The organism is Bacillus sp. NEAU-242-2 (assembly GCF_027853835.1).
In the GTDB taxonomy this organism is placed as follows: domain Bacteria; phylum Bacillota; class Bacilli; order Bacillales; family Bacillaceae; genus Bacillus; species Bacillus velezensis.
On sequence record NZ_JAPNNY010000002.1, the window covers coordinates 728441 to 751645 of the forward strand.

General features: G+C 46.7%; 26 protein-coding genes. 15 read left to right on the forward strand and 11 right to left on the reverse strand.

Annotation, left to right across the window (positions count from 1 at the left end):
• Positions 1–281: 281 nt before the first annotated feature.
• From OWN49_RS08700 to OWN49_RS08710, 3 genes are all read left to right on the forward strand, one after another.
• Positions 282–443 (forward strand): anti-repressor SinI family protein, encoded by a 162-nt coding sequence (locus OWN49_RS08700; RefSeq protein WP_029972917.1) that lies wholly within the window; start codon positions 282–284, stop codon positions 441–443.
• Positions 444–660: 217 nt separating this feature from the next.
• Entirely contained in the window at positions 661–1341 is a 681-nt protein-coding gene (locus tag OWN49_RS08705) for a class I SAM-dependent methyltransferase (RefSeq protein ID WP_176283596.1), read from the forward strand.
• On the forward strand, positions 1341–2015 hold the full coding sequence (locus tag OWN49_RS08710) for a glycosyltransferase family protein (protein WP_176283597.1): 675 nt from the start codon (positions 1341–1343) through the stop codon (positions 2013–2015). Before OWN49_RS08705 ends, OWN49_RS08710 begins: the two co-directional genes overlap by 1 nt.
• A 20-nt stretch (positions 2016–2035) precedes the next feature.
• Here the strand turns inward: OWN49_RS08710 and OWN49_RS08715 are convergent, their stop codons facing one another.
• The 6 genes from OWN49_RS08715 to cidR all read right to left on the reverse strand — a co-directional run bounded on the left by OWN49_RS08715 (position 2036) and on the right by cidR (position 6793).
• Positions 2036–2638 carry a DsbA family oxidoreductase gene (locus tag OWN49_RS08715; RefSeq protein ID WP_029972919.1) on the reverse strand — a complete coding sequence of 201 codons (603 nt, stop codon included), beginning with the start codon at positions 2636–2638 and terminating at the stop codon, positions 2036–2038.
• Positions 2639–2724: 86 nt separating this feature from the next.
• Positions 2725–3981 carry an iron uptake transporter deferrochelatase/peroxidase subunit gene (gene efeB, locus OWN49_RS08720; protein ID WP_176283598.1) on the reverse strand — a complete coding sequence of 419 codons (1257 nt, stop codon included), beginning with the start codon at positions 3979–3981 and terminating at the stop codon, positions 2725–2727.
• Between the two features lie 18 nt (positions 3982–3999).
• Positions 4000–4194: a hypothetical protein gene (locus tag OWN49_RS08725; protein WP_003150911.1), complete on the reverse strand. Its 195-nt coding sequence runs from the start codon at positions 4192–4194 to the stop codon at positions 4000–4002.
• A gap of 198 nt (positions 4195–4392) precedes the next feature.
• Complete coding sequence (gene thiE / locus OWN49_RS08730; protein ID WP_003150910.1) at positions 4393–5067, reverse strand: thiamine phosphate synthase; 675 nt, start codon at positions 5065–5067, stop codon at positions 4393–4395.
• Positions 5064–5882: a hydroxyethylthiazole kinase gene (gene thiM, locus OWN49_RS08735; protein ID WP_077723023.1), complete on the reverse strand. Its 819-nt coding sequence runs from the start codon at positions 5880–5882 to the stop codon at positions 5064–5066. The genes thiE and thiM overlap by 4 nt, the downstream gene beginning before the upstream one ends.
• Before the next feature lie 2 nt (positions 5883–5884).
• The gene (cidR, locus tag OWN49_RS08740; RefSeq protein WP_003150908.1) at positions 5885–6793 is read right to left on the reverse strand and encodes a cidABC operon transcriptional activator CidR; all 909 of its coding nucleotides are present in this window, start codon (positions 6791–6793) and stop codon (positions 5885–5887) included.
• Positions 6794–6899: 106 nt separating this feature from the next.
• Here cidR and OWN49_RS08745 point away from each other — a divergent pair, with 106 nt between their 5' ends.
• The 4 genes from OWN49_RS08745 to OWN49_RS08760 all read left to right on the forward strand — a co-directional run bounded on the left by OWN49_RS08745 (position 6900) and on the right by OWN49_RS08760 (position 9188).
• Positions 6900–7286, forward strand: coding sequence for a CidA/LrgA family holin-like protein (locus tag OWN49_RS08745; protein WP_007407725.1), 387 nt, complete (start codon positions 6900–6902; stop codon positions 7284–7286).
• Positions 7268–7948 (forward strand): CidB/LrgB family autolysis modulator, encoded by a 681-nt coding sequence (locus tag OWN49_RS08750; RefSeq protein ID WP_012118753.1) that lies wholly within the window; start codon positions 7268–7270, stop codon positions 7946–7948. Before OWN49_RS08745 ends, OWN49_RS08750 begins: the two co-directional genes overlap by 19 nt.
• A gap of 129 nt (positions 7949–8077) precedes the next feature.
• Entirely contained in the window at positions 8078–8272 is a 195-nt protein-coding gene (locus tag OWN49_RS08755; protein WP_003150901.1) for a YwbE family protein, read from the forward strand.
• Between the two features lie 154 nt (positions 8273–8426).
• On the forward strand, positions 8427–9188 hold the full coding sequence (locus OWN49_RS08760; protein ID WP_077723183.1) for a MerR family transcriptional regulator: 762 nt from the start codon (positions 8427–8429) through the stop codon (positions 9186–9188).
• A 183-nt stretch (positions 9189–9371) separates the two neighbouring features.
• Here the strand turns inward: OWN49_RS08760 and OWN49_RS08765 are convergent, their stop codons facing one another.
• The gene (locus OWN49_RS08765; protein ID WP_176283599.1) at positions 9372–10559 is read right to left on the reverse strand and encodes a class I SAM-dependent rRNA methyltransferase; all 1188 of its coding nucleotides are present in this window, start codon (positions 10557–10559) and stop codon (positions 9372–9374) included.
• A gap of 94 nt (positions 10560–10653) precedes the next feature.
• On the opposite strand from OWN49_RS08765, the gene OWN49_RS08770 reads away from it, so the two are divergent.
• Complete coding sequence (locus OWN49_RS08770) at positions 10654–11037, forward strand: VOC family protein (RefSeq protein ID WP_003150894.1); 384 nt, start codon at positions 10654–10656, stop codon at positions 11035–11037.
• Positions 11038–11065: 28 nt separating this feature from the next.
• On the opposite strand, the gene celB is transcribed toward OWN49_RS08770, so the two are convergent.
• Positions 11066–12400 (reverse strand): PTS cellobiose transporter subunit IIC, encoded by a 1335-nt coding sequence (celB, locus tag OWN49_RS08775; RefSeq protein WP_003150892.1) that lies wholly within the window; start codon positions 12398–12400, stop codon positions 11066–11068.
• Between the two features lie 161 nt (positions 12401–12561).
• On the opposite strand from celB, the gene OWN49_RS08780 reads away from it, so the two are divergent.
• Complete coding sequence (locus OWN49_RS08780) at positions 12562–14307, forward strand: S8 family peptidase (RefSeq protein ID WP_077723185.1); 1746 nt, start codon at positions 12562–12564, stop codon at positions 14305–14307.
• 56 nt (positions 14308–14363) lie between these two features.
• Here OWN49_RS08780 and OWN49_RS08785 read toward each other — a convergent pair whose 3' ends face one another.
• The 3 genes from OWN49_RS08785 to OWN49_RS08795 all read right to left on the reverse strand — a co-directional run bounded on the left by OWN49_RS08785 (position 14364) and on the right by OWN49_RS08795 (position 17183).
• Complete coding sequence (locus OWN49_RS08785; RefSeq protein ID WP_077723025.1) at positions 14364–15224, reverse strand: glycosyltransferase family 8 protein; 861 nt, start codon at positions 15222–15224, stop codon at positions 14364–14366.
• A gap of 259 nt (positions 15225–15483) precedes the next feature.
• A complete protein-coding gene (locus OWN49_RS08790; protein ID WP_007407732.1) occupies positions 15484–16116 on the reverse strand; it encodes a GTP pyrophosphokinase in 633 nt (210 codons plus the stop codon).
• A 131-nt stretch (positions 16117–16247) separates the two neighbouring features.
• Positions 16248–17183: a 1,4-dihydroxy-2-naphthoate polyprenyltransferase gene (locus OWN49_RS08795; RefSeq protein WP_003150884.1), complete on the reverse strand. Its 936-nt coding sequence runs from the start codon at positions 17181–17183 to the stop codon at positions 16248–16250.
• 443 nt (positions 17184–17626) lie between these two features.
• On the opposite strand from OWN49_RS08795, the gene OWN49_RS08800 reads away from it, so the two are divergent.
• The 6 genes from OWN49_RS08800 to OWN49_RS08825 all read left to right on the forward strand — a co-directional run bounded on the left by OWN49_RS08800 (position 17627) and on the right by OWN49_RS08825 (position 23194).
• Entirely contained in the window at positions 17627–17776 is a 150-nt protein-coding gene (locus OWN49_RS08800; protein WP_003150882.1) for a teichoic acid D-Ala incorporation-associated protein DltX, read from the forward strand.
• Positions 17777–17791: 15 nt separating this feature from the next.
• On the forward strand, positions 17792–19303 hold the full coding sequence (gene dltA / locus OWN49_RS08805; RefSeq protein WP_070082563.1) for a D-alanine--poly(phosphoribitol) ligase subunit DltA: 1512 nt from the start codon (positions 17792–17794) through the stop codon (positions 19301–19303).
• On the forward strand, positions 19300–20481 hold the full coding sequence (gene dltB / locus OWN49_RS08810) for a D-alanyl-lipoteichoic acid biosynthesis protein DltB (RefSeq protein WP_012118762.1): 1182 nt from the start codon (positions 19300–19302) through the stop codon (positions 20479–20481). Before dltA ends, dltB begins: the two co-directional genes overlap by 4 nt.
• 16 nt (positions 20482–20497) lie before the next feature.
• A complete protein-coding gene (gene dltC / locus OWN49_RS08815) occupies positions 20498–20734 on the forward strand; it encodes a D-alanine--poly(phosphoribitol) ligase subunit 2 (protein ID WP_003150875.1) in 237 nt (78 codons plus the stop codon).
• Complete coding sequence (gene dltD / locus OWN49_RS08820) at positions 20735–21919, forward strand: D-alanyl-lipoteichoic acid biosynthesis protein DltD (RefSeq protein ID WP_077723027.1); 1185 nt, start codon at positions 20735–20737, stop codon at positions 21917–21919. It begins immediately after the preceding gene.
• 183 nt (positions 21920–22102) lie between these two features.
• On the forward strand, positions 22103–23194 hold the full coding sequence (locus tag OWN49_RS08825; protein WP_025853645.1) for a branched-chain amino acid aminotransferase: 1092 nt from the start codon (positions 22103–22105) through the stop codon (positions 23192–23194).
• Positions 23195–23205 lie beyond the last annotated feature (11 nt).

Consider the following 23205-nt stretch of genomic DNA (forward strand, 5'->3'; position numbering starts at 1 on the left):
GCGGTATTTTTTATGCAAAAACAATATGCTATTCGACGTTTTGAGGGTAAATATTAATAGGTCATATGGTTTATTTTTATTTGCATACTATCCAGTCAGTATTTATTTGTTTATTATTATATGTAAGAATTCTTGAAGGATTTTGGTTATTTCAGTCATTTTCTTAGGGAATAGGTAGGTGAATTCATCTTCAATTTGGGATTACCGGCCAACTATGTGTGATATTTGTTATACATTGGCTGCTGTAGCTGGGCAAATCAATTTTTCAATTGGAGGTTCTTATGAAAACTCATGTAATGAAAGATATAGATCAAGATTGGCAATTGTTAATTCAAGAGGCTAGAATCATGGGTTTGAACATTGACGATGTGAGGCGCTTCTTAAATACTGAAAAAGCGGTGAAGAAAAAAACACCAATGAAAAACACCATCCGCCAGCGGTAAGATTACAGGCGGATCCTTTTACTATATGACCTGCCACAGTCCGCCCGCACCCGAGTTTTCAAAGGAACACCCGCAATAAGAGGGGAATCAGAGAACAAACCGTATACCGGACAACCATTCCCGTCCGTATTCCGCAATTGAACAGCCAAACATGGTGATATGAGATCCCCCCGCTGCATATCTTGTGTATTATGCCCATTTATGAGGTGATACACAGATGGATACGAATCCCTATTATGATGAAAAACAACAGAACTACTACGAAGGCCTGAATCCTTATTTATTGAACAAAATAGACGAAAACTGGCGGACAGTGCTTGATGTCGGCTGCGGAACGGGCAATTTAGGAGCAGCGATCGAAGACCGCGGAATAACGGTTTACGGCATTGAAGCGTATCCCGAAGCCGCAAAAAAGGCGGAAAGCAAATTGAGCCATGTGCTTTGCGGCGACATTGAATCCGCCGTTCTTCCGTACGAATCAGAGCAATTCGACTGCATGCTGTTCGGAGACGTTCTGGAGCATCTTGTCGACCCGTGGTCAGTGCTGAAAAAGCTTCGTCCTTATGTAAAAAAAGACGGCACGGTGCTTGCATGCATACCGAATGTCGGCCACATCTCAGTCGTGCTGGAGCTTTTAGCCGGCAAATGGACGTACAGTGACGCCGGATTAATGGATCAGACCCACCTGCGTTTTTTTACCCGGGAAGAGACTCTTTCATTATTTAAAGCCGCCGGCTATGAGGTCAAACGCATTGAGGCGATCCGCGTTGATCACCCTTCTTACCACAAAGCCATCGCATCATTGCACGAAGTATGCGTACAGCTTGGCATAAGGCATGACTTTATGACAGAAGCATCGGCCTATCAATATGTGATTGAGGCCGAGAGGAGCATGTAATGGATGCACATTCATTTCTGTTTGTCGTCTGTGTGAATGATGAGTCGCTGTACTCCCGGTGCAAGAGCCATATCATGCAGCTTACCGTCCCCCCTTCATACTCCGTTGATATCTTGCCGATATACGATTCAGCAAGCATGGCCTCGTCCTACAACAAAGCGCTGAAACACCCCACCAAATATAAAATTTATCTGCATCAGGATACTTTTATCATTCATCAGCATTTCCTTCATGACATGCTTCATATCTTTCAATCTCATCAGGAGCTCGGCCTTCTCGGTGTCGCCGGCTGCAAAACCCTGCCGCCGAACGGCATTTGGTGGGAAAGCGGACAGCGGATGGGAAAAGTGATTGAATACCGGGGGAATGCTTATCACCCGCTGGATTTTGAGCACGGTGATGAAGACGGCCTGTTTACGCCCGCTGACGCCATTGACGGCTTGTTAATGGCGGCTCAATATGACGTGGAGTGGCGGGAGGATTTGTTTCGCGGCTTTCATTTTTACGACACATCACAGTCGCTCGAATTTCAAAAACACGGCTATCAAGTCGGCGTCGCCTGCCAGAAAGACCCTTGGTGCCTTCATTTTTGCGGCGACTCATTTGACGCCGCGGCATATGAAGCGGACAGACAAACATTTGTCAAACACTATATGGCAAAACCCTCTCGCTGATCGAGAGGGCTTTTTTCGGGTTAACGTTTATTCAGTTCCCGCTCAATGATTTGTTCAAAGGTTTCCTTTCCCGCCGCGCCAGGGATTCTCTCATCGCCGATGATAAACGTCGGCACTGCCGTAATGCCGGCTTCCTCATAAGCATGGCGGAGCGCTTCCCGCTGTACGTCCTTGTACGCTCTTGTCTCAAGCGCCTCTTTGAAGGCAGCGCCGTCAAGTCCGGCTTCTTCCGCAAGCTTTGTCAGCACGCCAACGTCACCGATATTTTGTTCTTCCTGAAAGAACGCCTGAAAAACGCGTGTATGGTATTCGCTTCCTTTCCCATGTTCCTTTGCGAAATGAAAGCCTTCAAATGCCAAATCCGTGTAAGGATGCGGTGACACGCGGGGGAACGTGATTTCAACGCCTAACGACTGCGCCATCGGCTCAATGGAGTTTTTCCACATCTGCTGCTTGGCGGGATCATTCACCGGATCAAGTTTCGGCGAGGGGCTCGGACGCAATTCAAACGGCATCCATTCCACCTGTACGTCCTTGTCTTTGATAGCTTCTTCAAACGCCGCTTTGCCGACATAGCAAAACGGACATACATAATCAGAATATACTTTAATCTGCAGTGTCATTGTAAGTCTCCTTTCCTTATCATTTTAAGTTGTAACTTTTATAGTTACAAGTGTTTTTTTAAAAAACACCTTCCATATGGAAGGTGTCACGATTCCAGCAGCCTTTGGGCGATATATTCTCCTTTTTTACAGCCCCCGGGACAGGCGAATAAGGAAGAGCCGATCGTTTGTGTGTATTCATTCAGCGCATCCTTTGCCGCCAAAGCCTTCAGCATCGGGACAAATTGGCGGTCCGGGTCTTTTTGAAAGCAGATAAACAGCAGGCCTGCGTCAACATAGCCCGTCTTCGGATCAATTCCGTCCGTATAGGAAAATGCCCGGCGCAGAATCTGTCTGCCGGTTGATTTTGCCATGCTGACATGCGAGTCGGCGGGAATTTGATTCAGCTTCACGGGATCGGTTTCCTTTTTTTGTCCGAAAGGCGCGCCCGAGCTTTTCACCCGCCCGAACGTGTCCTCTTGTTCCTTCAAGGATGAACGGTCCCATATATCTAAAAACATCTTAATTTTCCTAAACGCCATGTACGTGCCGCCCGTCATCCAGTCCGGCTCTCCTGATTGAACCCAAACGATCGAATTCATCAGGTTTTCATCCTTCGTGCTTTGGTTGCCGGTGCCGTCTTTGAATCCGAAGAGGTTGCGCGGTGTTTCTCCGTTTTTTCCGCCGCTTAAGAAACCTTTATTGAGAAAGCGGACTTCACACACACCCGATGCCTGTTTCATCAGGTTGCGCACCGCGTGAAACGCCGTTTGTTCATTATCCGCGCAGACCTGTATGACGATATCACCGCCGCCTTGTTTCTTATCGAGCTTGTCGTTAGGCATCGGCGGAATATCGGCGAGGTGCTTCGGTTTTTTATCTTTCAGTCCGAAGCGGTCCTTCCCGTCTTTCTCGAAAAACCCGGGGCCGAAGCCGAAGGTAACGGTCAAATTCGCCGGTGCCAGATCCTGCGACTCCCCGGTATCCTGCGGAGGCATATATTTATTTTTCTGTTCGCCTGAAGGGACGGCGCCTGAAGTCAGCAGCTGCGTCAAGCTTGTCCATTGTTTGAAAAGGGAGATGACATCGGCTTTATCGCTTGACATGACATCAAACGCTGCAAAATACACATACGTCTGATGCATTGTTGTGATTCCTGCTTGGTGCTTTCCGTAAAAAGGAACGATTTGATCACGATCATGTTTTTCATCATTCTTCTTTGAAGCGGTGGCCGCCGGTTTGAAGAGCGGCGCGAGTCCTCCGAGGCCGCTCGCTCCGACAGCGACGGCTGCGCCCGCGACGGCGCCCCACTTCAGGACATCCCGTCTGTGGATCTGTTTTTCCTTGTTATGTTCATCGCTCATGCTGTGTCTTAACTCCTTTTAAAGCACATCGGCAATCTTCGACATGGTTTCAGAAAGGGCCGTCAGCTTCGTGCTTATCTCTCTGATTTGATCTGTACTTAATGTATCACAAGACGTATACGATTGATCGCACGTTTTGTATTTCGACATCAAAACTTCAAATTCGCTGAATTCCGCATTAAGTTTTTCCGTGACCTCGAAATGGTCTCTCACTGCGCGCTATTCACTTTTATAGAGGGGTTTTGAGCCTGCGGCGCCGGCGGTGATTGGTTCAGGCGTCACTTTGAGAGAAGCGATAGAGCCGTCAAACGCTTCGGTCGATATTGCAAGCTGATTGCTCTGTTCTTGACATACAGCTTCTATTCTCCAAGTCCGTCACTGCCTTTTTGCGCACACAGAAAAAGGGCCGCCCTATCGGGACAGCCCTGCTTTGGAGCGCCGAATTTCCTCTGAAAACTTCCGCGCCGCCGCTTTTGGATCTTCGGCTTGGCTGATGGCGCTGATCATGCTGACGCCGTCTGCACCCGCTTCAATGACGGGCGCCGCGTTGTCAGCCGTAATGCCGCCGATTCCTACAATCGGAATGGTGATGCCCTGACGCCGTACCTCTTCAATCAATGTAACGCCCTGCACGGCTTCAGCATCTTTTTTTGTTTCGGTCGGATAGACCGGGCCCATTCCGACGTAATCGGCTCCGGCTTCTTCCGCCCGCTTCACCTCGGAGACGTTATGTGCTGACACACCGAGAATCATATCGCCGATTGCCGCTCTCGTTTCTTCGGCGTCTGCGTCATCCTGTCCGATATGCACTCCGTCCGCCTCAAGGCGCAAGGCCAATTCGACATCATCATTAATGATGAAAGGAATCCCGGCCTGCCTGCAGACATCCTGCACCCGCTTCGCGAACAGGACACGTTCATCCCCTGTTAAAGAACCGCTCCCCTTTTCCCGAAATTGAAAAAGCGTAGCGCCGCCCTCAATTGCTTTTTTCACCACGGAAACCGGGTCTGCGCTTGTATTGTTTGATCCCATAATAAAATAAACCGATAACATATCCTTCATCATTTCCCGAGAAATACGCGTCATTTTTCTATCACCCTTTCAATTGCGGCAAGCTCGGCCGCTTCTTGTTCTGAGATGCTTGCCAGCTTGTTTAAAAGCTCAATCTGGAAGCTGCCCGGCCCCTTATGGGAGGTGTCCAAAGCGGCAAGCTGAGCGGCGCTTCCGTATACAGAAACGGCTGAAACGGCCGCTTGCAGAACGTCCTGCCCCGCTGCGCAGAAGGCTCCGATTACAGACGTCAGCAGGCATCCCGCCCCCGTCACCTTCGTCAGCAGTTTATCACCGTTATGTACGGCGTATGTATCGGTGCCGTCGGAGATGACGTCGGTTTTTCCGGTAATCGCAATGACCGTCTTCAGCCTGCTTGCAGCCGTCTTAGCGAGCTGAACCACATCTCCTCCGGCTTCCCCCGCATCCACGCCTTTTATCTTCCAATCAGGGGCGCCGGCAATATTGGCGATTTCCGCGGCATTTCCGCGAATGACGGACAAGCGGACCTCCTGTATGATCTTGCGGGCTGATGCCGTCCGAAACGGTGTGGCGCCGGCGCCTACCGGATCAAAAATGACCGGAACAAAGTTTTCATTGGCCGATTTTCCGGCTGCGATCATAGCTTCAACCGACGCCGAGCTGAGGGTGCCTATGTTCAGGACGAGCGCTCCGGCGATTTTCGCCATGTCGGCGGCCTCCTCAATTGCATAAGCCATAACGGGCGATGCGCCGAGCGCGAGCAGTCCGTTAGCGGTGAAGTTCGTGACGACATTATTGGTGATACTGTGAACGAGCGGGTTTTGATCCCGCACTTTACTCAAGTGTTGAGCTGCGGTTTGTGCGTCCATGTCTAATCATCCTTTTTTCTCTTTTTCGGATTCCATAAATACGATTTCGTATGCTCCAGCCAGGCTCTGGCGGCAAAGGACATATAGCGGTCTTTCCGCCAAATGATGGCTAAATGCCACGGAATGACCGGATGAACGAGCGGAATGGTTCTGACTTTGTCAGGATCAAGACCGCGGCAGATTCTTTCCGGCAGCAGGCCGATACCGAGATTGGCGGATACCATTTCGCTGATAAAGTCCCACTGTGACGTTTCATAAATGACGTGCGGCCTGAATCCGGCTTTCACGCATTCCGTCATAATTCGATTATGAAGGACAAAATCCTCCCTGAAAAATATGAACGGCTCTTCTTTCAATTCATGAAGACTGCATTCTTTCTCGTCAGCGAGCCGATGTGACGGATGGACGACGAGCATAAGGGTTTCCTTGACGATTGTGAATGTATGAAAAATCTCTTCATTCGCGGGAAGCACGACGACCCCGATATCAAGCGAGCCGTCCTCCACCCCTTGCTGCACTTTAATAGAGCCGTCCTCAACAAGCTGAAACGTCACATCGGGATATGTGACGCGGAAGTCACCGAGCACTCTCGGGAAAAAGCCGGACCCGATCATCGGCGGAAGACCGATGCGGACGTGCCCTTTCTTCACTTCCATAATATCGTTCAGCTCTGACGTCAGGTTTTGGAATGACTTTGTGATTTCCTGCGCCTGCACATACATGCTCTGCCCGGCGTCAGTCAGTTCAACTTGCCGGCCATTGCGGTAAAACAGCTTAATGCCGAGCTCCGTCTCCAGGTTTTTAATCATTTTTGAGATTGTCGGCTGTGAAACATACAGCGACTGCGAAGCCTTCGTAAAGCTTTTCAAACGGGCCACTTCCAAGAAATACGTTAAGTGCCGGATATCCATTACATTTCATCCTTTCTATAGACAAAAGGAATACATATTATTCTTTATATGTATTTTACCTATAGCAAAACCTTCTGTACAATATAAATATAAGGGAGGCATCATTATGAAAAAATTGCTGCTTACCGTTATTCAAATCGCTCTGCTGTTTATATTTGCGCGTCTGATCAATTGGGTCACGGCGGCTCTTCATATAAATATTCCCGGCAGTATAATCGGGATTGTGATTCTTTTCACATTATTGCACTTCAAGATTATCAAACTTGAATGGATTGAGCTTGGCGCAGCATGGCTCCTCGGTGAGCTGCTGCTGTTTTTCATCCCGTCTGCCGTCGGAGTGATTGAATACGGAGATATTATGTCTAAATTCGGCGTAAGCATTTTACTTGTCGTCGTCATCAGCACATTTGTCGTGATGGTTTCAACAGGTACGCTTACACAGCTGATAGCAAAAAGAAAGGAGAAAAAACAAACGTGTTCATCGGAATCATAAGTTTATTCTTAACTGTCTTAGTGTATTTGGGCGCGAAAAAACTCTACATTCGTTTTCCGCGGGTGTATACGTCGCCGCTTCTGATTACGCCCGCTGTTTTGGTCGTACTGCTGCTTCTTGTCAATGTCCCGTATCAGACATACAATCTCGGCGGCGGACTGCTGACCGATATGCTTCAGCCGGCAACAGTGGCGTTCGCCATCCCGCTTTATAAATATTTCCCGATTTTAAAGAAATACGCCGTGGAAATTATTTTGAACGTAGCGGTCGGTTCATGTATCGCCATTTTGTCAACAGCCTTTATCGCAAAATGGTTCCATCTCGGCAGCAGCTTAGTCGACAGTCTCGTGCCGCGATCCGTGACGACGCCGATTGCCATGAACGTTTCAGAAATGATCGGCGGGATGCCGGCCGTTACAGCGGTTTTCGTCATTTTAACGGCTTTATTGGGAACGATCATCGGGCCGATGGTCATCCGCTATTTCCGCATTGATAACGAAATTGCCCGGGGCGTGCTGCTCGGAACTAGCGCGCACGGAGCGGGAACATCTAAAGCATTTGAGCTCAGCTCCGTATCAGGAACGATCTCAAGCGTGTCGATGATCCTCGCCGCGATTATGACACTGTGCGCGGCCCCGATTTTGCTTTCGTTTATGTCATAAAAGACTGCTCCTTACAGAGCGGTCTTTTTTTAGTTGCCATGAAGAATTGATTTGTCTGTCCTTCATAAAAAGACGAAAACACGATATGATAAGACATGAAGTGAAAAGACTGAAGAACGGATGTGTCATATGAACGGCCAGCAGCGAAGCAGCATCAGAAAAGGACTTGAAGTCGATATCGTCCTGAAAGCCGATCAGCGTTCAGGAAAGCTGACAAGAGGAATCGTCAAGGATATTTTGACGAACTCAAGCTTCCACCCGCGCGGCATTAAGGTCCGCCTTGAAGACGGGCGAATCGGCCGGGTGCAGCACATTATTGAATAGAAAAAAGCCGGAGCTTCACGCCCGGCTTTTTTTCTTTAATTTCAGCAATGAAATCCTCATATGTTCTCCCTTTATATACAAAAATCTTTAACCAACTATTGACTCTTACGTTGCGTAATACTTTAGAGTAGCCATTAAGGAGGCGGCAAACGTGATGGGTATGAAAGTAAAAGAAGTAGCTGACCTGATTGGAGTAAGCATACGCACTCTCCATCATTACGATCAAATTGGATTATTGACTCCTCAGGAAACGACCGATTCCGGTTATCGGCTTTATTCTGAGGAGAATCTTGAACAGCTGCAGCAGATACTATTTTTCAAGGAGCTCGATTTCTCCTTAAAAGAGATTAAAGAAATCCTTACTAATCCTTCATTTAACCGAAGGGAGGCATTCATTTTACAAAAGAAAATGTTGATTGAGAAACGGAATAGAGTCGATAAGATGATTGATACCATCGATAAATCAATCAAACATATGATGGGAGAGATTTGCATGACGAACAAAGAGCGGTTTGAGGGAATGAACTTCAATCATAATCTTTATGAACAAGAAGCCCGCAAACGGTGGGGTGATCAACCTGTCGATAAGGTAAATATTAGATTGAAAAACATGACTGATGGTGAGCAAAAAGATTTATCTGATAAGTGGACTGCAATGTTCAATAAATTTGCACTCCTTATTAACCAATCTCCCGAGTCCCCAGACGTACAAACCGCTATCAAAGAGTGGTTTGATTTTCTCAATGAAAATTTTGGTGAATATTCTTTTGATGCCTTTTACGGATTAGGTCAACTCTATATTGAAGATGAACGCTTCACTAAGAACATCGACCGGTATGGTGAAGGGTTGGCGAAGCTCATGAGTGATGCCATTACAATTTATATAGATACTCAAAAAAAGGGTGGTGCCCATTAAAATCATTATCGAGGATACAATTGGGCGGAGGGATTAGTGAGGCCACTTTACTTGGCACAGATGAGATACTAAGTAATAGCGGGTTTTTTCTTTAAACAGTAAGATATAAAGATTATTTATCCCGGATTAGAGCGATGGAAGAGGGTTTTCTTTTCCCCTCTTTCCACGCTATAAATGACCATCCTATTTTTTCCGCAAGAAAACAACCTTCAAATAGTTCCCTTCTTTAAACGCGGGAATCGTTTTGAAATCTTCCGGAAGCGTGTATTCTTCCAAAATGTCGTAACGCTCATTTGTTTCTTTAAAGGCGGTCTCTATAAAATCTTTAAATTTCTTCATATTGAAGGCGCTGCTGTTTGTCGAAGCGACGATGATGCCGTTTTTTGCGGTGATGGCGATCGTTTCCTTCAGCAGGTTTTTATAATCTTTCGCCGCGCTGAACGTCCGTTTTTTTGTGCGGGCGAAAGAAGGCGGATCAAGGATGATGAGGTCAAACGCCAGCCCTTTTTTCTCCGCATAGCCGAAGTATTTGAAAACATCCATGACTTTAATGTCATGCGCCTCATAATCAATTCCGTTGGCGCTGAACTGTTCAATCGTTTTTCCGAGACTGCGGTTGGCGACATCGACGCTGGTCGTTTTCTCAGCTCCGCCAAGCGCCGCCGCAACGGAAAATGCCCCCGTATAAGAGAACGTATTCAGCACCCGTCTGCCGTTTGCATACTTGTCCCGAATCGCTTTGCGTACATGACGCTGGTCTAAGAAAATGCCCGTCATCGCCCCATCGTTTAAATCCACCGCGTACCGTATGCCGTTTTCTTGAACAATGACCGGAAAATCTCCTCTTTCGCCTTTGACAAAATCGTCGTCTTCCACGTATTGCCCGGCAGTATCGAATCGTTTCTTTTCATAGATCGCTTTATAAGAAAGCTCCAGTCCGTCAATCGCCTCAATCATGCTGTCCTTATAAGCGTAAATGCCTTTACTGTACCATTGAATCAGCAGATAACCGTCATAAAAGTCAATCGTGACGCCGCCGATGCCGTCGCCCTCACCGTTGAAAAGCCGGAACGCCGTCGTATCGGGCGCCTTAAACAGATGAGCTCTTGCTTCAACCGCTTTTTTCAGCTTGTCCAGAAAGAAACGTCCGTCGATCCGTTCATCTCTCGCGCGGGACAGCACCCAGCCGACTCCTTTATTCTGCAAACCGTAATAGCCTTTTCCGATAAACTCACCCTTCTCGGATGTCACATCAAAAAGATCGCCCTCTGTTAAATGAGCCGAGCTTCCGGACAGAGCGTCTTTTTCAATCAGGGGGAATCCTTTTTTCAGCTTTCCGGCAAATGTATCTTTCACTGTAAGTAGCTTCATTGTGCATTCCTCTTTCGTTTTGCTTTCTCTTATCGTACCATAAAACATGATCAACACCGCATTGTCCCGAAAAATTCAAAACAGGGGGAAAACCATGACAGCCAAAAGAATCGACCATACAGGCATTATGGTCAAAGATATTGAAACATCCATCGCCTTTTACCAAGACGTTCTCGGTATGCAGTTAAAGGATCGTATCACTCATACGAACGGCATTATTGAACTTGCCTTTCTCGGCTTTCAAGAAGGGCCGGAGACAGAAATTGAGCTGATCCAGGGCTACAGCAGCGAGCTTCCCGCAGAAGGAAAAGTGCACCATGTCGCTTTATTGACTGAAGATATCGCAGCGGAGTTCACGCATGCGAAGCGTCAGGGCGCCGTATTCATTGATGAAGAAATCACGACGCTTCCGAACGGGTACCGCTACTTTTACATTGAAGGACCTGACGGCGAATGGATCGAATTTTTCCAGCGTTAAAAAAACGGGCGAAAGCGCCCGTTTTTTTTTATGTTTCTTCTGTGACGTTTTGTTCCGCCGCCCGTTCCTCTCTCCATTTTTGAAGATCCCAAATTCGGAAAAACGGATAATAAATGATAAATGTAATCAGGAGATTGATCAACTGCATGACCGAACCGGAGATTTTCCCGCCCGTCGCCAAATAACCGGAAATCAGCGGCGGCATCGTCCACGGCACGGCGATTCCCGCCGGTTTTGCCACCATCCCCGTGCTCATCCCGATGTACGTCGCCGTAATGGTCAAGAGCGGCGCGATGATAAAGGGCACGATTAACAGCGGATTCATGACGAGCGGCATCCCGAAAATAATCGGTTCGTTAATGTTAAAAATCGCGGGCCCGATGCCGAGACGGCCGAGCTGTTTCATCTGTTTGCTTCTGGAGCGCACAAGCATGGTCAGCACAAGGGCAAGCGTCGCTCCGCTTCCGCCGACATTAATCCATATTTGAAAGAACTGTGTCGTAAAAATGCTCGGCAGCGCTTCTCCCGCCTGAAAAGCCAAACGGTTGGCGTCCATCGCCCCGTACCAGATCGGCGACATGACGCCGCCGATAATGGACGCGCCGTGTATGCCGCACGACCAAAGCAGCATTTGCACGAATTCGGCGATAAGACTTCCGCCGAGACTCCCGCCCAAAATAGAGAGCGGGGTGCCCAGCAGATCGCCTACGACATTGTGGAGACTTTTAAAAGGAGTTATTTCAATAAACAGACGGGCCAGCCATACAAGCGTAATAATAATGAAACCGGGGATGAGCGCAACGAACGATTTGCTGACCGCAGGCGGCACTCCGTCAGGCATCTTAATGACGATATTTCTTTGTATAATAAACCGGTACACTTCCGTAGACAGCATTGCAATGATCATCGCGACAAACAGACCTTTGCTTCCGAGCAGCGAAATCGGAATGCCGCCTCCCACCATAATCTCTGTTGACGAACCGTCAGGGATAAACGGAATCTGATACGGCGTCGCCAATAAAAAGGCGGCAAGGGCAATGGCTCCCGATGACAGGGCATCCACCTCATAGCTTTCCGCAAGCCGGTAAGCAATCCCAAAGGCGGCGACAAGCGCCATAATATCAAAGGACGCATTCACGGGATACCCGAGCTTTTCAACCCAATTTTCACCGAAAAGACCAGCCATAAAATCGGCATAACCGGGAATCGGAAGACTCGTCAGAATCAGAAAAACCGATCCGATGATGATAAGCGGCATAGTCAAAATAATGCCGTCCCGCAAAGCTCTTAAGTGCCTTTGGCCGGCGACTTTTCCGGCGACAGGCATGATTTTTTCTTCCATGACCCGATTGAACGTACTCATTTATCAAAAACCCCCTTTTTGAGTTCATTGCGCAGATGTCTTAAAGCATTTTCTCCATCATATTTTGGAAACGCTTACATTTGCATACAGAAATTTTCCTTATCCCTCAGGAAAAAAAGAATTCCGCACTGCCGATATATAAAGAAAAAGGGGGAATCGCAATGTATCACACCCTGAAACCGATAATGGCCGCGGCCTTGTGCGTCGGACTGTTCTCCGCCGCGGCGCCCGCGCACGCCGAGACGCACGACCGGGACGTTATCGTGGTGTACAAAAATCAAAACGGCAAGGAATCCGCCATAGACAGCGGAGCGGATGTGGAACAGACCTATCAGCATCTCCCGGCAGTCGCCGTGTCAGCCGATTCGCAAACGGTGAAAGACCTGAAACAGGACCCTGACATCTTATATGTAGAAGAGAATGTATCCTTTCAGGCAGCAGGCGGTTCTGATATCCGCCCGTTATCAGCGGCCCAAAGCAGCAGTTACGCGCTGCCGCAATGGGATATCGAACCGACTCAGGTCAAGCAGGCGTGGAAAGAAGGCTTGACCGGAAAAAAGGTGAAAGTGGCTGTCATTGACAGCGGCATTTACCCTCATGATGACCTTTCCATTGCCGGAGGCTATTCCGCAGTCAGCTATACTTCCTCATACAAAGATGACAACGGACACGGGACGCATGTCGCCGGAATCATTGCGGCCAAACATGACGGATACGGCATTGACGGCATCGCGCCGGATGTCCGTTTATATGCGGTTAAAGCATTGGACAGAAAAGGTGCGGGAGATCTTAAAAGCCTTCTTAAAGCGATCGACTGGTCGATCGCCAATAAAATGGACATCATCAATATGAGCCTCGGGACAAACGCAGACAGCAAAAGTCTTCACGACGCCGTTGACAAAGCTTACAAAAAAGGAATCGTGATCGTAGCCGCCGCAGGAAACGACGGCAACAAAAAACCCGTCAATTATCCGGGCGCCTACAGCAGCGTAACGGCAGTCTCAGCGTCAACTGAAAAAAACGGGCTCGCGTCTTTTTCCACGACCGGAAAACAAATTGAATTTGCCGCACCCGGCACCAATATTACGAGCACATATCTGAATCAAATGTACGCCACGGCTGACGGCACATCTCAAGCCGCGCCGCACGTCACCGGCATGTTCGCGCTGCTCAGGCAGAAATATCCGGAGGAAACAAATACACAGCTCCGGCAGCAGATGCAGCAGAACGTCAAAGATCTGGGCGCTCCCGGACGTGACAGCCGATTCGGGTACGGACTGGCGCAATATCACACAAAGCAAAAGAGCTTTGCCGAACGGGCCGTAATAAAAGCGGAAAAAACGAAAAAGCAGGCAGATATCAATGAAGCAAAAACGGCTGTCAGCAAGCTTTCCAAGTCAAAGGGAAAAACCGCTCTCGAGGCGCGGATCAATAAAGTTCAGACGGCAAGAAATGTGACGGACGCAAGAGACAAAGTCCGGACTGCCGAAAAACAAAAGAAAAAAACCGCCGTCAACGCCGCACAAAGCGCCATCCGCAAATTACCGGCCGGTTCAGAGAAAAAAGGGCTGCAAAAGCGGCTGAACGCTGTCAACTCAAGCCTTTTGAGAACAGCTGAGGCCAGCGTCAAGCAGGCGGAAAAAAAGACCTCTGAAGCCAACACCGCAAAAGCCCAAAAAGCAGTCAGCGAAATCCAGCCGGGAAAAGAAAAAACCGCTCTGGAAAAACGGCTTGGCCGGATAAAAGATAAACTCAACCGGCAGCAGGCAAGGGACAAAGTAAAAACGGCGGAAAAAACCAAGACGAAAAAAGCAAAATCAGCGGCGCAAACGGCAGTCAGCCGATTGAAGCCGTCTGCCGAAAAGACCAGCCTGCAAAAACGCGTGCGTGCGATTCGGGTGAAATAATAAAAAAACGCTTGTGAGCCGGTCAACGGCTTCACAAGCGTTTTCATCACACCTGCCTATTGGTTCATGGCCGGGCGGTCAATCGTGTTCCATTTCGTAAAGGACATATATCGGAAATAATGATCACGATACGGGTGCGAAGTGCCTGTATTCCAAGGCTTGTCCCCGCCGCAGAAATGGACGATGGCCGGTTCGGCACGTGTTTCTCTGTAACGTATACGGTCGATCAGTTCAGGAGGCGTTTTCTCATTCATGATAATATGCGTCTGAGCGTTCCAGCGCGGATGCAGTTCATGCCATTGATCATATAAGATCGCGTTAAGCGCGTCCTGATCATGAAACACGAGAAAATCCTCCGAGCTGTTATCATTGATAAAATCAATCACTTTTTTAGAAATATTCTGTGTTCTCCAAGGTTCGAAATCTATAATCATAATACCGGAATTAAAATACTTGGCAGTGTCGCTGATATTCATTTTTTTCAGTCTTTCATGCTGTCCGGCATCTTCTACCGCCGCAACTATTGCCGGGGAAATATCCAAGTCCCATAAAACCGAAATATCTTCCATCACAATTGCATCGCAATCGATATAAATCATCCGCTTTACGGACTCATCCTTAATTAAATCAGGGATAGAAATGCGGTAATAAGCCGCTTTTGTAATGTGGCTGCTTTCGACTGCATGCTTGTATTGATCAGCGTCTACTTCTAAAAATTCAAGCGGCGTCCCGAATGACATCGCGGTCTGTTCAAGCTTGTCCTTGTTTTCGGCAGTAATTCCGCCGTCGATCACATATAATTTGGCATTCCTTGTTTTATCCATATTCATCAATAAAGAAGCGAACATCCCACCCAAATGACGAGCATAATTATCATCGGCACATGATACGATATGCATTGTTTCATTCTTTCCCACTGATATTCATCTCCCTTTTTGTTGTACAAATGTCTTTCCCTTTTTTAAAAAAGTAAACCTCGATCTTACACATTTTTTCTGCGGGAATGTGCTGTTTGCGATTTGATATCTATTGCATTCTCTGTTCAAATTCAATCAGGATTTCAGCCTGAATCATCGTCAGAATACATCGTGCGGGAAAGCGAAAACACCTAAACATAAAAACAACCAGCCGGACTGCGTATAATAGCGGTCCGGCTGGTTGTGACGGGTCAATCGTTTAATCGACTTCTTTCTTAATCCCAAGCATCTTTTCGTCTAAATAATGGGCGATGTCCGCCGCTTCCTTCAGCTCGTCGGTCAGATGCTTCGGGACTTCGTTATTTAATTTGTAATAAATTTTATGTTCAAGGCTCGCCCAAAAATCCATGGCGATGGTGCGGATTTGAATTTCCGCCTTCACATATTCCACACGATTCGTCAAATAAACGGGAATTTCAATAATCAAATGCAGACTGCGGTAGCCGTTCGGCTTCGGATGTTTGATATAATCCTTCACCTTTACGATCTTCAGGTCCTTATGCTGCTTCAGAACCTCAGCGACATTATAAATATCGGAAATAAAGGAACAGATAATCCTGACACCCGCGATATCATGAATATGCTCTTTCATTTCCTGCGTCGTCACATCGCAGCCTTTGCGCATCAGTTTATTGACGATGCTTTCAAAACTTTTCACGCGTGATTTTGTATGCTCGATCGGGTTATGCCCGTGAATCAGATTATATTCCTGGCTGATGATAGAAAACTTCGTATCCAGCTCATCTAAAGCAAATTTATAAACTAATAATTCATTTTTCCAATCTTCCATGACCGTTTTTAAATCATCCATATGGGCTGTTGACAAGTCCATTTTTTTCATCTCCTTGCTTTGCTGTCCATATATGAGACGGGTCAGTCCGCGGTCAGGTTCTTTACAATATCGTGAAGATTATGTCATAAAAAAAAGCAAATGCCGATTATGGCATTTGCCCTTTCATTTGATCAGCGGAAATAACTGATCAGGAGTCCGATTGAAAGCAGGAATCCGAAGAATGTATTGGTTTGCGCCGTTGATTTCATCGCAATAATCATGTTCATCGGCATTTCGTTTTTCACAAAGCCTTTCACGGCCTGAACGGGTTTCGGCACGCTCAAAAAGACCAGGAACAGCCACGGGCTTGTGTAACCCATAATGACAAGACCGACGATCCAGATGTAAGCGATGGCAAAAGATGCGGCCAGTATCATAACGGCCCCTCTATGCCCCATCAAAATGGCCAGCGTTTTACGTCCGCCTTTTTTATCTTCCTCAATATCACGAATATTGTTGGACAGGTTAATCGCTCCGACCAGGATGGCGATCGGGATGGAAATCAAAATGCTCTGTTCATTAATTCTGCCTGTCTGAATGAAGAAAGAAATAAGGACAAATACAGAGCCCATGCAAATGCCGGAGAACAGTTCCCCGAACGGTGTATACGCAATCGGCAGCGGGCCGCCCGTATACAGATAGCCGATCAGCATGCCGGCAAGGCCGATAGCCGCAAGCCACCAGCTGCTGCTCATGCAGATATAAACACCGAGCACGAGGGCAATCGCATAAGAGCCGAGCGCCAGCTGCAGAATTGTTTTCGGCTTCATGCCGTGGCGGACGATCGCTCCGCCGATACCGACGGAATCCTCCGTATCTAAACCGCGTTTAAAATCGTAATATTCATTGAATAAGTTCGTGGCGATCTGGATCCAAAGACAGGAAAACAGCATGGCCAAAAACAGCAGGAAATCAACCTTTACGTAAAACATCGCCAATACGGTGCCGAGAAGTACGGGCACAAACGATGCCGTCAATGTATGAGGGCGGGTTAGCTGCCACAAAATGCGGCCCATGCTTTCTTTCTCGGGCGTCTTTTGGCTGCCCCCCATATTGTTTTGATTCATTTTCCTCTTCCTTTCTATTAAAAGGCTTTCACAGTCAGCCGATAACAGTAGTGTTGAATTGGGGTTTTCACGTTTTCTGCTACCTTATCTATCATAATAATTTCTTCCTCATTTCACAAGATGCGGCGCTTTATCAGCTATCCTGCCGGAAACGGCTTTTCGCCCTTCTCCATTGGGGTTCGGCACAAGCCTGCTTAAGAAAAAGCCGCCAAAATTTTTTTACCTCGTTTATATTTACGATAAGTTAAAAATCCCGCCTGAACAGCGCTTTTTTAGTATGATCATTTTCCAATTTATACATGCGTGTTTTCCATCCTTTTGTTTCTCATTCATTTTTAAGGAAATTTTAAGCTTAGGATATTAGACATATTTTGAAACTTTTTGTTAATCTAATCGTCATATACTGGTGTAATTATTGAATACGCGGGGAAGGAATTTTGAATATGATGCAAAAATTAAAACGTGCTTATGAAAATACATTGATCAAATGGACGTTTCATACGGGCTTTTATTTTCTGATATTAGTATTGCTCTTTTGGATGTATGGATTTCATACAGCGAATACCGGCACTTATATTTACAACGATTTCTAATCGGGGAGGATAACTATGAAACTACTTGATGCTATAAAAACATACGCAGACGCCAAGCCGCAGGCCATAGCGTTTCGTTCCTTAGATCATTCCCTCACTTACGGGGAATTATGGGATTTGTCGGAGCGGGTTGCGTCCGGCATTCAAAAACATACAGCTGACGGTTCGAAAGCGCCTGTCCTGGTTTACGGACATATGGAGCCGAATATGATCGTTTCTTTCTTGGGAAGCGTCAAAGCGGGCCGCCCTTACATCCCTGTCGATGTTTCCATTCCGGCGGAGCGGATCGTCAAAATCATTGAAAGCTCAGGCGCAGAGCTGCTTATCAGCGTATCGGGCGATGCAGTCGATACGGGAAGCAATCTGATTAAAACCGTTACGCCCGAAGAGCTTGCAGCTGACGGAGATGCAGACCTCAGCCGTGAGAACTGGGTAAAAGAGCTGGATACGTTTTACATTATTTACACGTCCGGCAGCACGGGAAATCCGAAGGGCGTACAGATATCGGCTGATAACCTGCAAAGCTTCACTGACTGGATCTGCAGGGATTTTCCTGTGGGCGGGGGTAAGACATTCTTAAACCAAGCTCCGTTTTCTTTTGATTTATCTGTCATGGACATTTTCCCGTCGCTTCAAACGGGAGGTACGCTGCACTGCGTAACGAAAGACAAAATCAATAAACCGAAAGTACTATTTGAAGAGCTGGAGAAATCCAAACTGAACGTCTGGACATCGACGCCGTCTTTCGTCCAAATGTGTCTGATGGACCCCGGCTTTACGCAGGAGCTCCTGCCTGAGGCAGAAGTATTTATGTTTTGCGGAGAAGCGCTTCCGGCTGCCGTGGCACAGGAACTGTTAAACCGTTTTCCGAAGGCCCGCGTATTCAATACATACGGCCCGACTGAAACAACGGTTGCCGTCACCTCCGTTGAAATCACGCAGCAGATCATCGATGAAAATGAATCCCTGCCCGTCGGTTTTGCAAAACCCGATATGAATATCTTCATCATGGATGAAAACGGGAATAAGCTTCCGGACGGAGAAAAAGGGGAAATCATCATCGCCGGCCCGAGCGTGAGCAAAGGCTATCTCGGTGAACCGTCTCTGACGGAAAAAGCGTTTTTCTCAATTGACGGCCAGTGGGCATATCACACGGGTGATGCCGGTTATGTTCAGGATGGTCAGATTTTCTGCCAAGGACGCCTTGATTTCCAGATTAAGCTTCACGGCTACCGCATGGAGCTGGAGGAAATCGAAGTACATGTAAGGCAGTCTCAATATGTGCGCACGGCGGTTGTCATCCCGTATCAGCCTAACGGACCAGTCGAATATTTAATTGCCGCCATCGTGCCTGAAAAACATGATTTTGAAAAAGAATTCCAGCTGACAAGCGCCATTAAGAAAGAACTGGCCGCTTCGCTTCCGGCCTACATGATTCCGAGAAAATTCATTTATCAGGATCACATTCAAATGACTGCGAACGGAAAAATCGACCGTAAACGCATTGGCGAAGAGGTTCTTGTATGACGCCTTACAGCTCGTTTTTCTTCTTTATCTTACTTGGAATCCTTCTTTTGCCGACGATTATTTTAGGGCTGAACGGCAAGAGATTCCAAGGATACAACATGTTTATATCCATCATCGTATTGGCTTTGATTTTCGCGCATGATCTGCACGGCGTGATCGCACTATGTATCTTTACGCTGTGGCAGGTGCTTTTAATCAGGGGTTATCTCGCTTACAGACTGAAAGCCAACAGCGGCTTTGTCTTCAGTATGGCCGTGATCGCGTCCATTTTACCCCTGTTTTTATCTAAATTATGGCCGTTTTTCTTCCCGCCGGCGCCTCATCATCCGGTTCATAACCTGATCAGTTTCTTAGGAATTTCTTATTTGACATTTAAAGGCGTCCAGCTGATCATGGAAACGAGAGACGGACTGATTAAAGAAAAAATGCCGCTTCACCGCCTTTTGTACTTTATTATGTTTTTCCCGACCATTTCTTCCGGTCCGATCGACAGATACCGCAGATTTGCCAAGGACGAACAGAAAGTATGGACAAAGGGAGAATACGCTGATTTACTGTATACCGGCATTCATAAAATTTTTATCGGTTTCTTGTACAAATTCATTATCGGATATGCGATTAACACGTATTTCATTATGAATCTGTCTCATATCACCCACAGTAAACTGTGGGGTAATGTGCTGTACATGTACGGATACAGCTTGTACCTGTTTTTTGATTTTGCGGGTTACACGATGTTTGCCGTCGGTGTAAGCTATATTATGGGTATCAAATCTCCGGAAAACTTTAATAAGCCGTTTATCAGCAAAAACATTAAAGACTTCTGGAACCGCTGGCACATGTCCTTATCCTTCTGGTTCAGAGACTACGTATTTATGCGCTTTGTATTCTGGATGACAAAGAAAAAATGGATAAAGAACCGGATGGCCGTCTCGAACATCGGGTATTTCCTGCTGTTCATGCTGATGGGCGTCTGGCACGGACTCGCCCTGCAATATATTGTATACGGCCTGTACCACGCCGTATTAATGACCGGGTATAACTTTTTTGAGAAATGGAATAAGAAATACAAGTGGCTGCCCGCCAATCGTTTTACGGCCTTTTTAGCCATCGTCATCACATTCCATTTCGTATGTTTCGGATTTTATATTTTCTCAGGAAAACCATTTCATCACTAAAGGAGATTGAAAACACATGGAATTTAAACAGGAAGTATTAGACGTATTAGCTGAAGTTTGTCAGGAAGACGCTGTAAAAGAAAATCCTGATATTGAAATCTTTGAAGAAGGACTGCTTGATTCTTTCGGAACTGTAGAACTGCTTGTCGCCATCGAAAACCGCTTCGGCATTACAGTGCCGATCACTGAATTTGACCGTGACGAGTGGAATACGCCAAACAACATTGTAAACAAACTGACTGAGTTGAAGTAAATGAAAAAGCGTTTCTTTGGACCAATTATTTTAGCGTTTGTCCTGTTTGTCGGAGCTATCGCAGTTCCAGCTTCATGGCTTACGCGCTTCATTCCTGAAAAACGTGTCGAAGAGTCGGCAGCGGCCTTAAATCCGAATATGTTCCAGGGGCTCTATCTGCAAAACAAAATGTTCGAAGACTCGAAGTATATGCCGATTTTCGGTTCTTCCGAGCTTTCAAGACTGGATGAGTTTCATCCGTCCAACTATTTCCAAGTGAACAACCAAGGCTTTACGCCTTATCTTGTCGGAAAAGGCGGTTCGCAATCTTTAATTCATGCCATAAATTTTGCCGCTCATGCTGATCAGCTTAAAGGCAGAAAGATGGTATTTATTGTATCACCGCAATGGTTTACAAAACATGGTTCAAATGAGCAGCATTTTGCTCCTAATTTCTCATCATTGCAAGCTCTTGACTTGGCTTTTAATCGCAACATTGAGCCGAGACTGAAAAAACAAATGATGAAGCGTATGCTGCACTACAAAGTTGTACAGAATGATGCAATCCTGTCTGAACTGTATAAAGCGTCTGTAAAAGGTCAGACTTGGAAAGTAAATGCATTAACACCGGCTGCGAAGCTTTATTATAATATCTTAGAAAAGAAGGACCTTTATTATTCGATAGAAGAGCCGCAAGGACCAAAACGTTTCGTTAATAATAACCTAAAGGGAAAGTCCTGGTCCCAGCTTGAAAAACTGGCTGCTCAATATGGTAAAGATCACACGCGTTCTAATCCGTTTTTTATAGACGATTCTGTTTATAAAACGATCAAAAATAAAGTGCCTAAAGCCAAAGGTTCAAACAAAGGCAGAACATACGCCTATAAAAAGTCACTGGAGTTCAGCGATTTTGAAGATATGCTTACTATTCTGAAGGATGCCGGCGCTAAGCCGATGTTCGTCGTCATTCCCGTAAATGGGAAGTTTTACGACTACACCGGCTTCCCGAAAAAAGGCCGGACTGATTACTACAAAAAAGTCACTAAGCAAATTAAAGCGAAGGGCTTTCAGGTTGCCGACTTATCCGGGCACGAATATGATCCGTACTTTATGAAAGACACCATCCATATCGCCTGGAAGGGCTGGGTGTACGTCGATAAAGCAATGGAGCAGTTTTACAAAACCGGCAAGGTGACGGTTCACTGAGCACAGTGATGACAGAATACGTAAAAACGAACACGCAGGGGGCATTCTCTCCCCTGCTTTTTATGTGATTTGATTTTTTCACAAATTTGAGGAAAACTATTGCGAATATTTGTTGAAGGTATACAATAGAATATAAATTATTTTCAAATAAGTTTGACAATAACACCAATAGGGAGACAGAACATTATGAAACAAGACATTCGTGTTGAATTGACTTCAGCCAAAAAACCGAAACCGGACCCCCATAACCTTGCGTTCGGCAGAATTTTCACCGACCATATGTTTGTTATGGATTACGACGCCGGTCAAGGCTGGTATGATCCGAGAATTATCCCTTATCAGTCCATCTCAATGGATCCTGCGGCCATGGTTTATCATTACGGCCAAACCGTTTTTGAAGGGCTTAAAGCGTATGTAACGAAGGATCAGGAAGTGCTTCTGTTCAGACCGGAGAAAAATATGGAGCGCCTGAACCAGTCAAATGACCGCCTTTGCATCCCGCTCATTGATGAAGAGCTTGTTCTTGAAGGCCTGAAACAGCTCGTAGCCATCGACCAAGACTGGATTCCGAAAGCGGAAGGCACTTCCCTTTATATCCGTCCGTTTATTATTGCGACTGAGCCTTTCCTCGGTGTAGCGGCATCCCATACGTACAAGCTGTTTATCATACTTTCCCCGGTCGGCTCTTATTACAAAGAAGGCATTAAACCGGTAAAAATCGCCGTGGAAAACGAATTCGTGCGCGCCGTCAAAGGCGGCACCGGAAATGCGAAAACGGCCGGCAACTACGCTTCAAGCCTGAAGGCGCAGCAGGTTGCGGAAGAGAAGGGATTTTCCCAGGTTTTATGGCTTGACGGCATTGAGAAAAAATACATCGAAGAAGTCGGCAGCATGAACATCTTCTTCAAAATCAGCGGCGAAATCGTGACGCCGGAGCTGAACGGAAGCATCCTTGAAGGAATCACGCGGAATTCCGTCATCACCCTTCTCAAACATTGGGGACTGACTGTGTCCGAGCGGAAGATTTCGATCGATGAAATCATCCAGGCGCATCGTGACGGCCGATTGGAAGAAACATTCGGAACCGGTACGGCGGCGGTCATTTCTCCAGTCGGCGAACTGATCTGGAATGATGAAAGTCTTGTCATCGGCAGCGGTGAAACCGGAGAGATCTCGAAGAAATTGTATGATACCATTACAGGCATTCAAAAAGGCGCGGAAGCCGACGTGTTCGGCTGGACGACGAAAGTCGCCTCACTAAGCGAATCAAAATAAGCAAAAAACCC

Coding starts and splice junctions, on each gene's coding strand:
- dltB (WP_012118762.1), top strand. CDS start 19,300: ATGACGCCTTACAGCTCGTTTTTCTTCTTTATCTTACTTGGAATCCTT.
- OWN49_RS08800 (WP_003150882.1), top strand. CDS start 17,627: ATGATGCAAAAATTAAAACGTGCTTATGAAAATACATTGATCAAATGG.
- cidR (WP_003150908.1), bottom strand. CDS start 6,793: ATGGATATCCGGCACTTAACGTATTTCTTGGAAGTGGCCCGTTTGAAA.
- OWN49_RS08715 (WP_029972919.1), bottom strand. CDS start 2,638: ATGACACTGCAGATTAAAGTATATTCTGATTATGTATGTCCGTTTTGC.
- dltC (WP_003150875.1), top strand. CDS start 20,498: ATGGAATTTAAACAGGAAGTATTAGACGTATTAGCTGAAGTTTGTCAG.
- celB (WP_003150892.1), bottom strand. CDS start 12,400: ATGAGTACGTTCAATCGGGTCATGGAAGAAAAAATCATGCCTGTCGCC.
- dltA (WP_070082563.1), top strand. CDS start 17,792: ATGAAACTACTTGATGCTATAAAAACATACGCAGACGCCAAGCCGCAG.
- OWN49_RS08780 (WP_077723185.1), top strand. CDS start 12,562: ATGTATCACACCCTGAAACCGATAATGGCCGCGGCCTTGTGCGTCGGA.
- thiE (WP_003150910.1), bottom strand. CDS start 5,067: ATGACGCGTATTTCTCGGGAAATGATGAAGGATATGTTATCGGTTTAT.
- OWN49_RS08760 (WP_077723183.1), top strand. CDS start 8,427: ATGGGTATGAAAGTAAAAGAAGTAGCTGACCTGATTGGAGTAAGCATA.
- OWN49_RS08710 (WP_176283597.1), top strand. CDS start 1,341: ATGGATGCACATTCATTTCTGTTTGTCGTCTGTGTGAATGATGAGTCG.
- OWN49_RS08765 (WP_176283599.1), bottom strand. CDS start 10,559: ATGAAGCTACTTACAGTGAAAGATACATTTGCCGGAAAGCTGAAAAAA.
- OWN49_RS08790 (WP_007407732.1), bottom strand. CDS start 16,116: ATGGACTTGTCAACAGCCCATATGGATGATTTAAAAACGGTCATGGAA.
- OWN49_RS08795 (WP_003150884.1), bottom strand. CDS start 17,183: ATGAATCAAAACAATATGGGGGGCAGCCAAAAGACGCCCGAGAAAGAA.
- OWN49_RS08700 (WP_029972917.1), top strand. CDS start 282: ATGAAAACTCATGTAATGAAAGATATAGATCAAGATTGGCAATTGTTA.
- thiM (WP_077723023.1), bottom strand. CDS start 5,882: ATGGACGCACAAACCGCAGCTCAACACTTGAGTAAAGTGCGGGATCAA.
- efeB (WP_176283598.1), bottom strand. CDS start 3,981: ATGAGCGATGAACATAACAAGGAAAAACAGATCCACAGACGGGATGTC.
- OWN49_RS08755 (WP_003150901.1), top strand. CDS start 8,078: ATGAACGGCCAGCAGCGAAGCAGCATCAGAAAAGGACTTGAAGTCGAT.
- OWN49_RS08745 (WP_007407725.1), top strand. CDS start 6,900: ATGAAAAAATTGCTGCTTACCGTTATTCAAATCGCTCTGCTGTTTATA.
- dltD (WP_077723027.1), top strand. CDS start 20,735: ATGAAAAAGCGTTTCTTTGGACCAATTATTTTAGCGTTTGTCCTGTTT.
- OWN49_RS08770 (WP_003150894.1), top strand. CDS start 10,654: ATGACAGCCAAAAGAATCGACCATACAGGCATTATGGTCAAAGATATT.
- OWN49_RS08705 (WP_176283596.1), top strand. CDS start 661: ATGGATACGAATCCCTATTATGATGAAAAACAACAGAACTACTACGAA.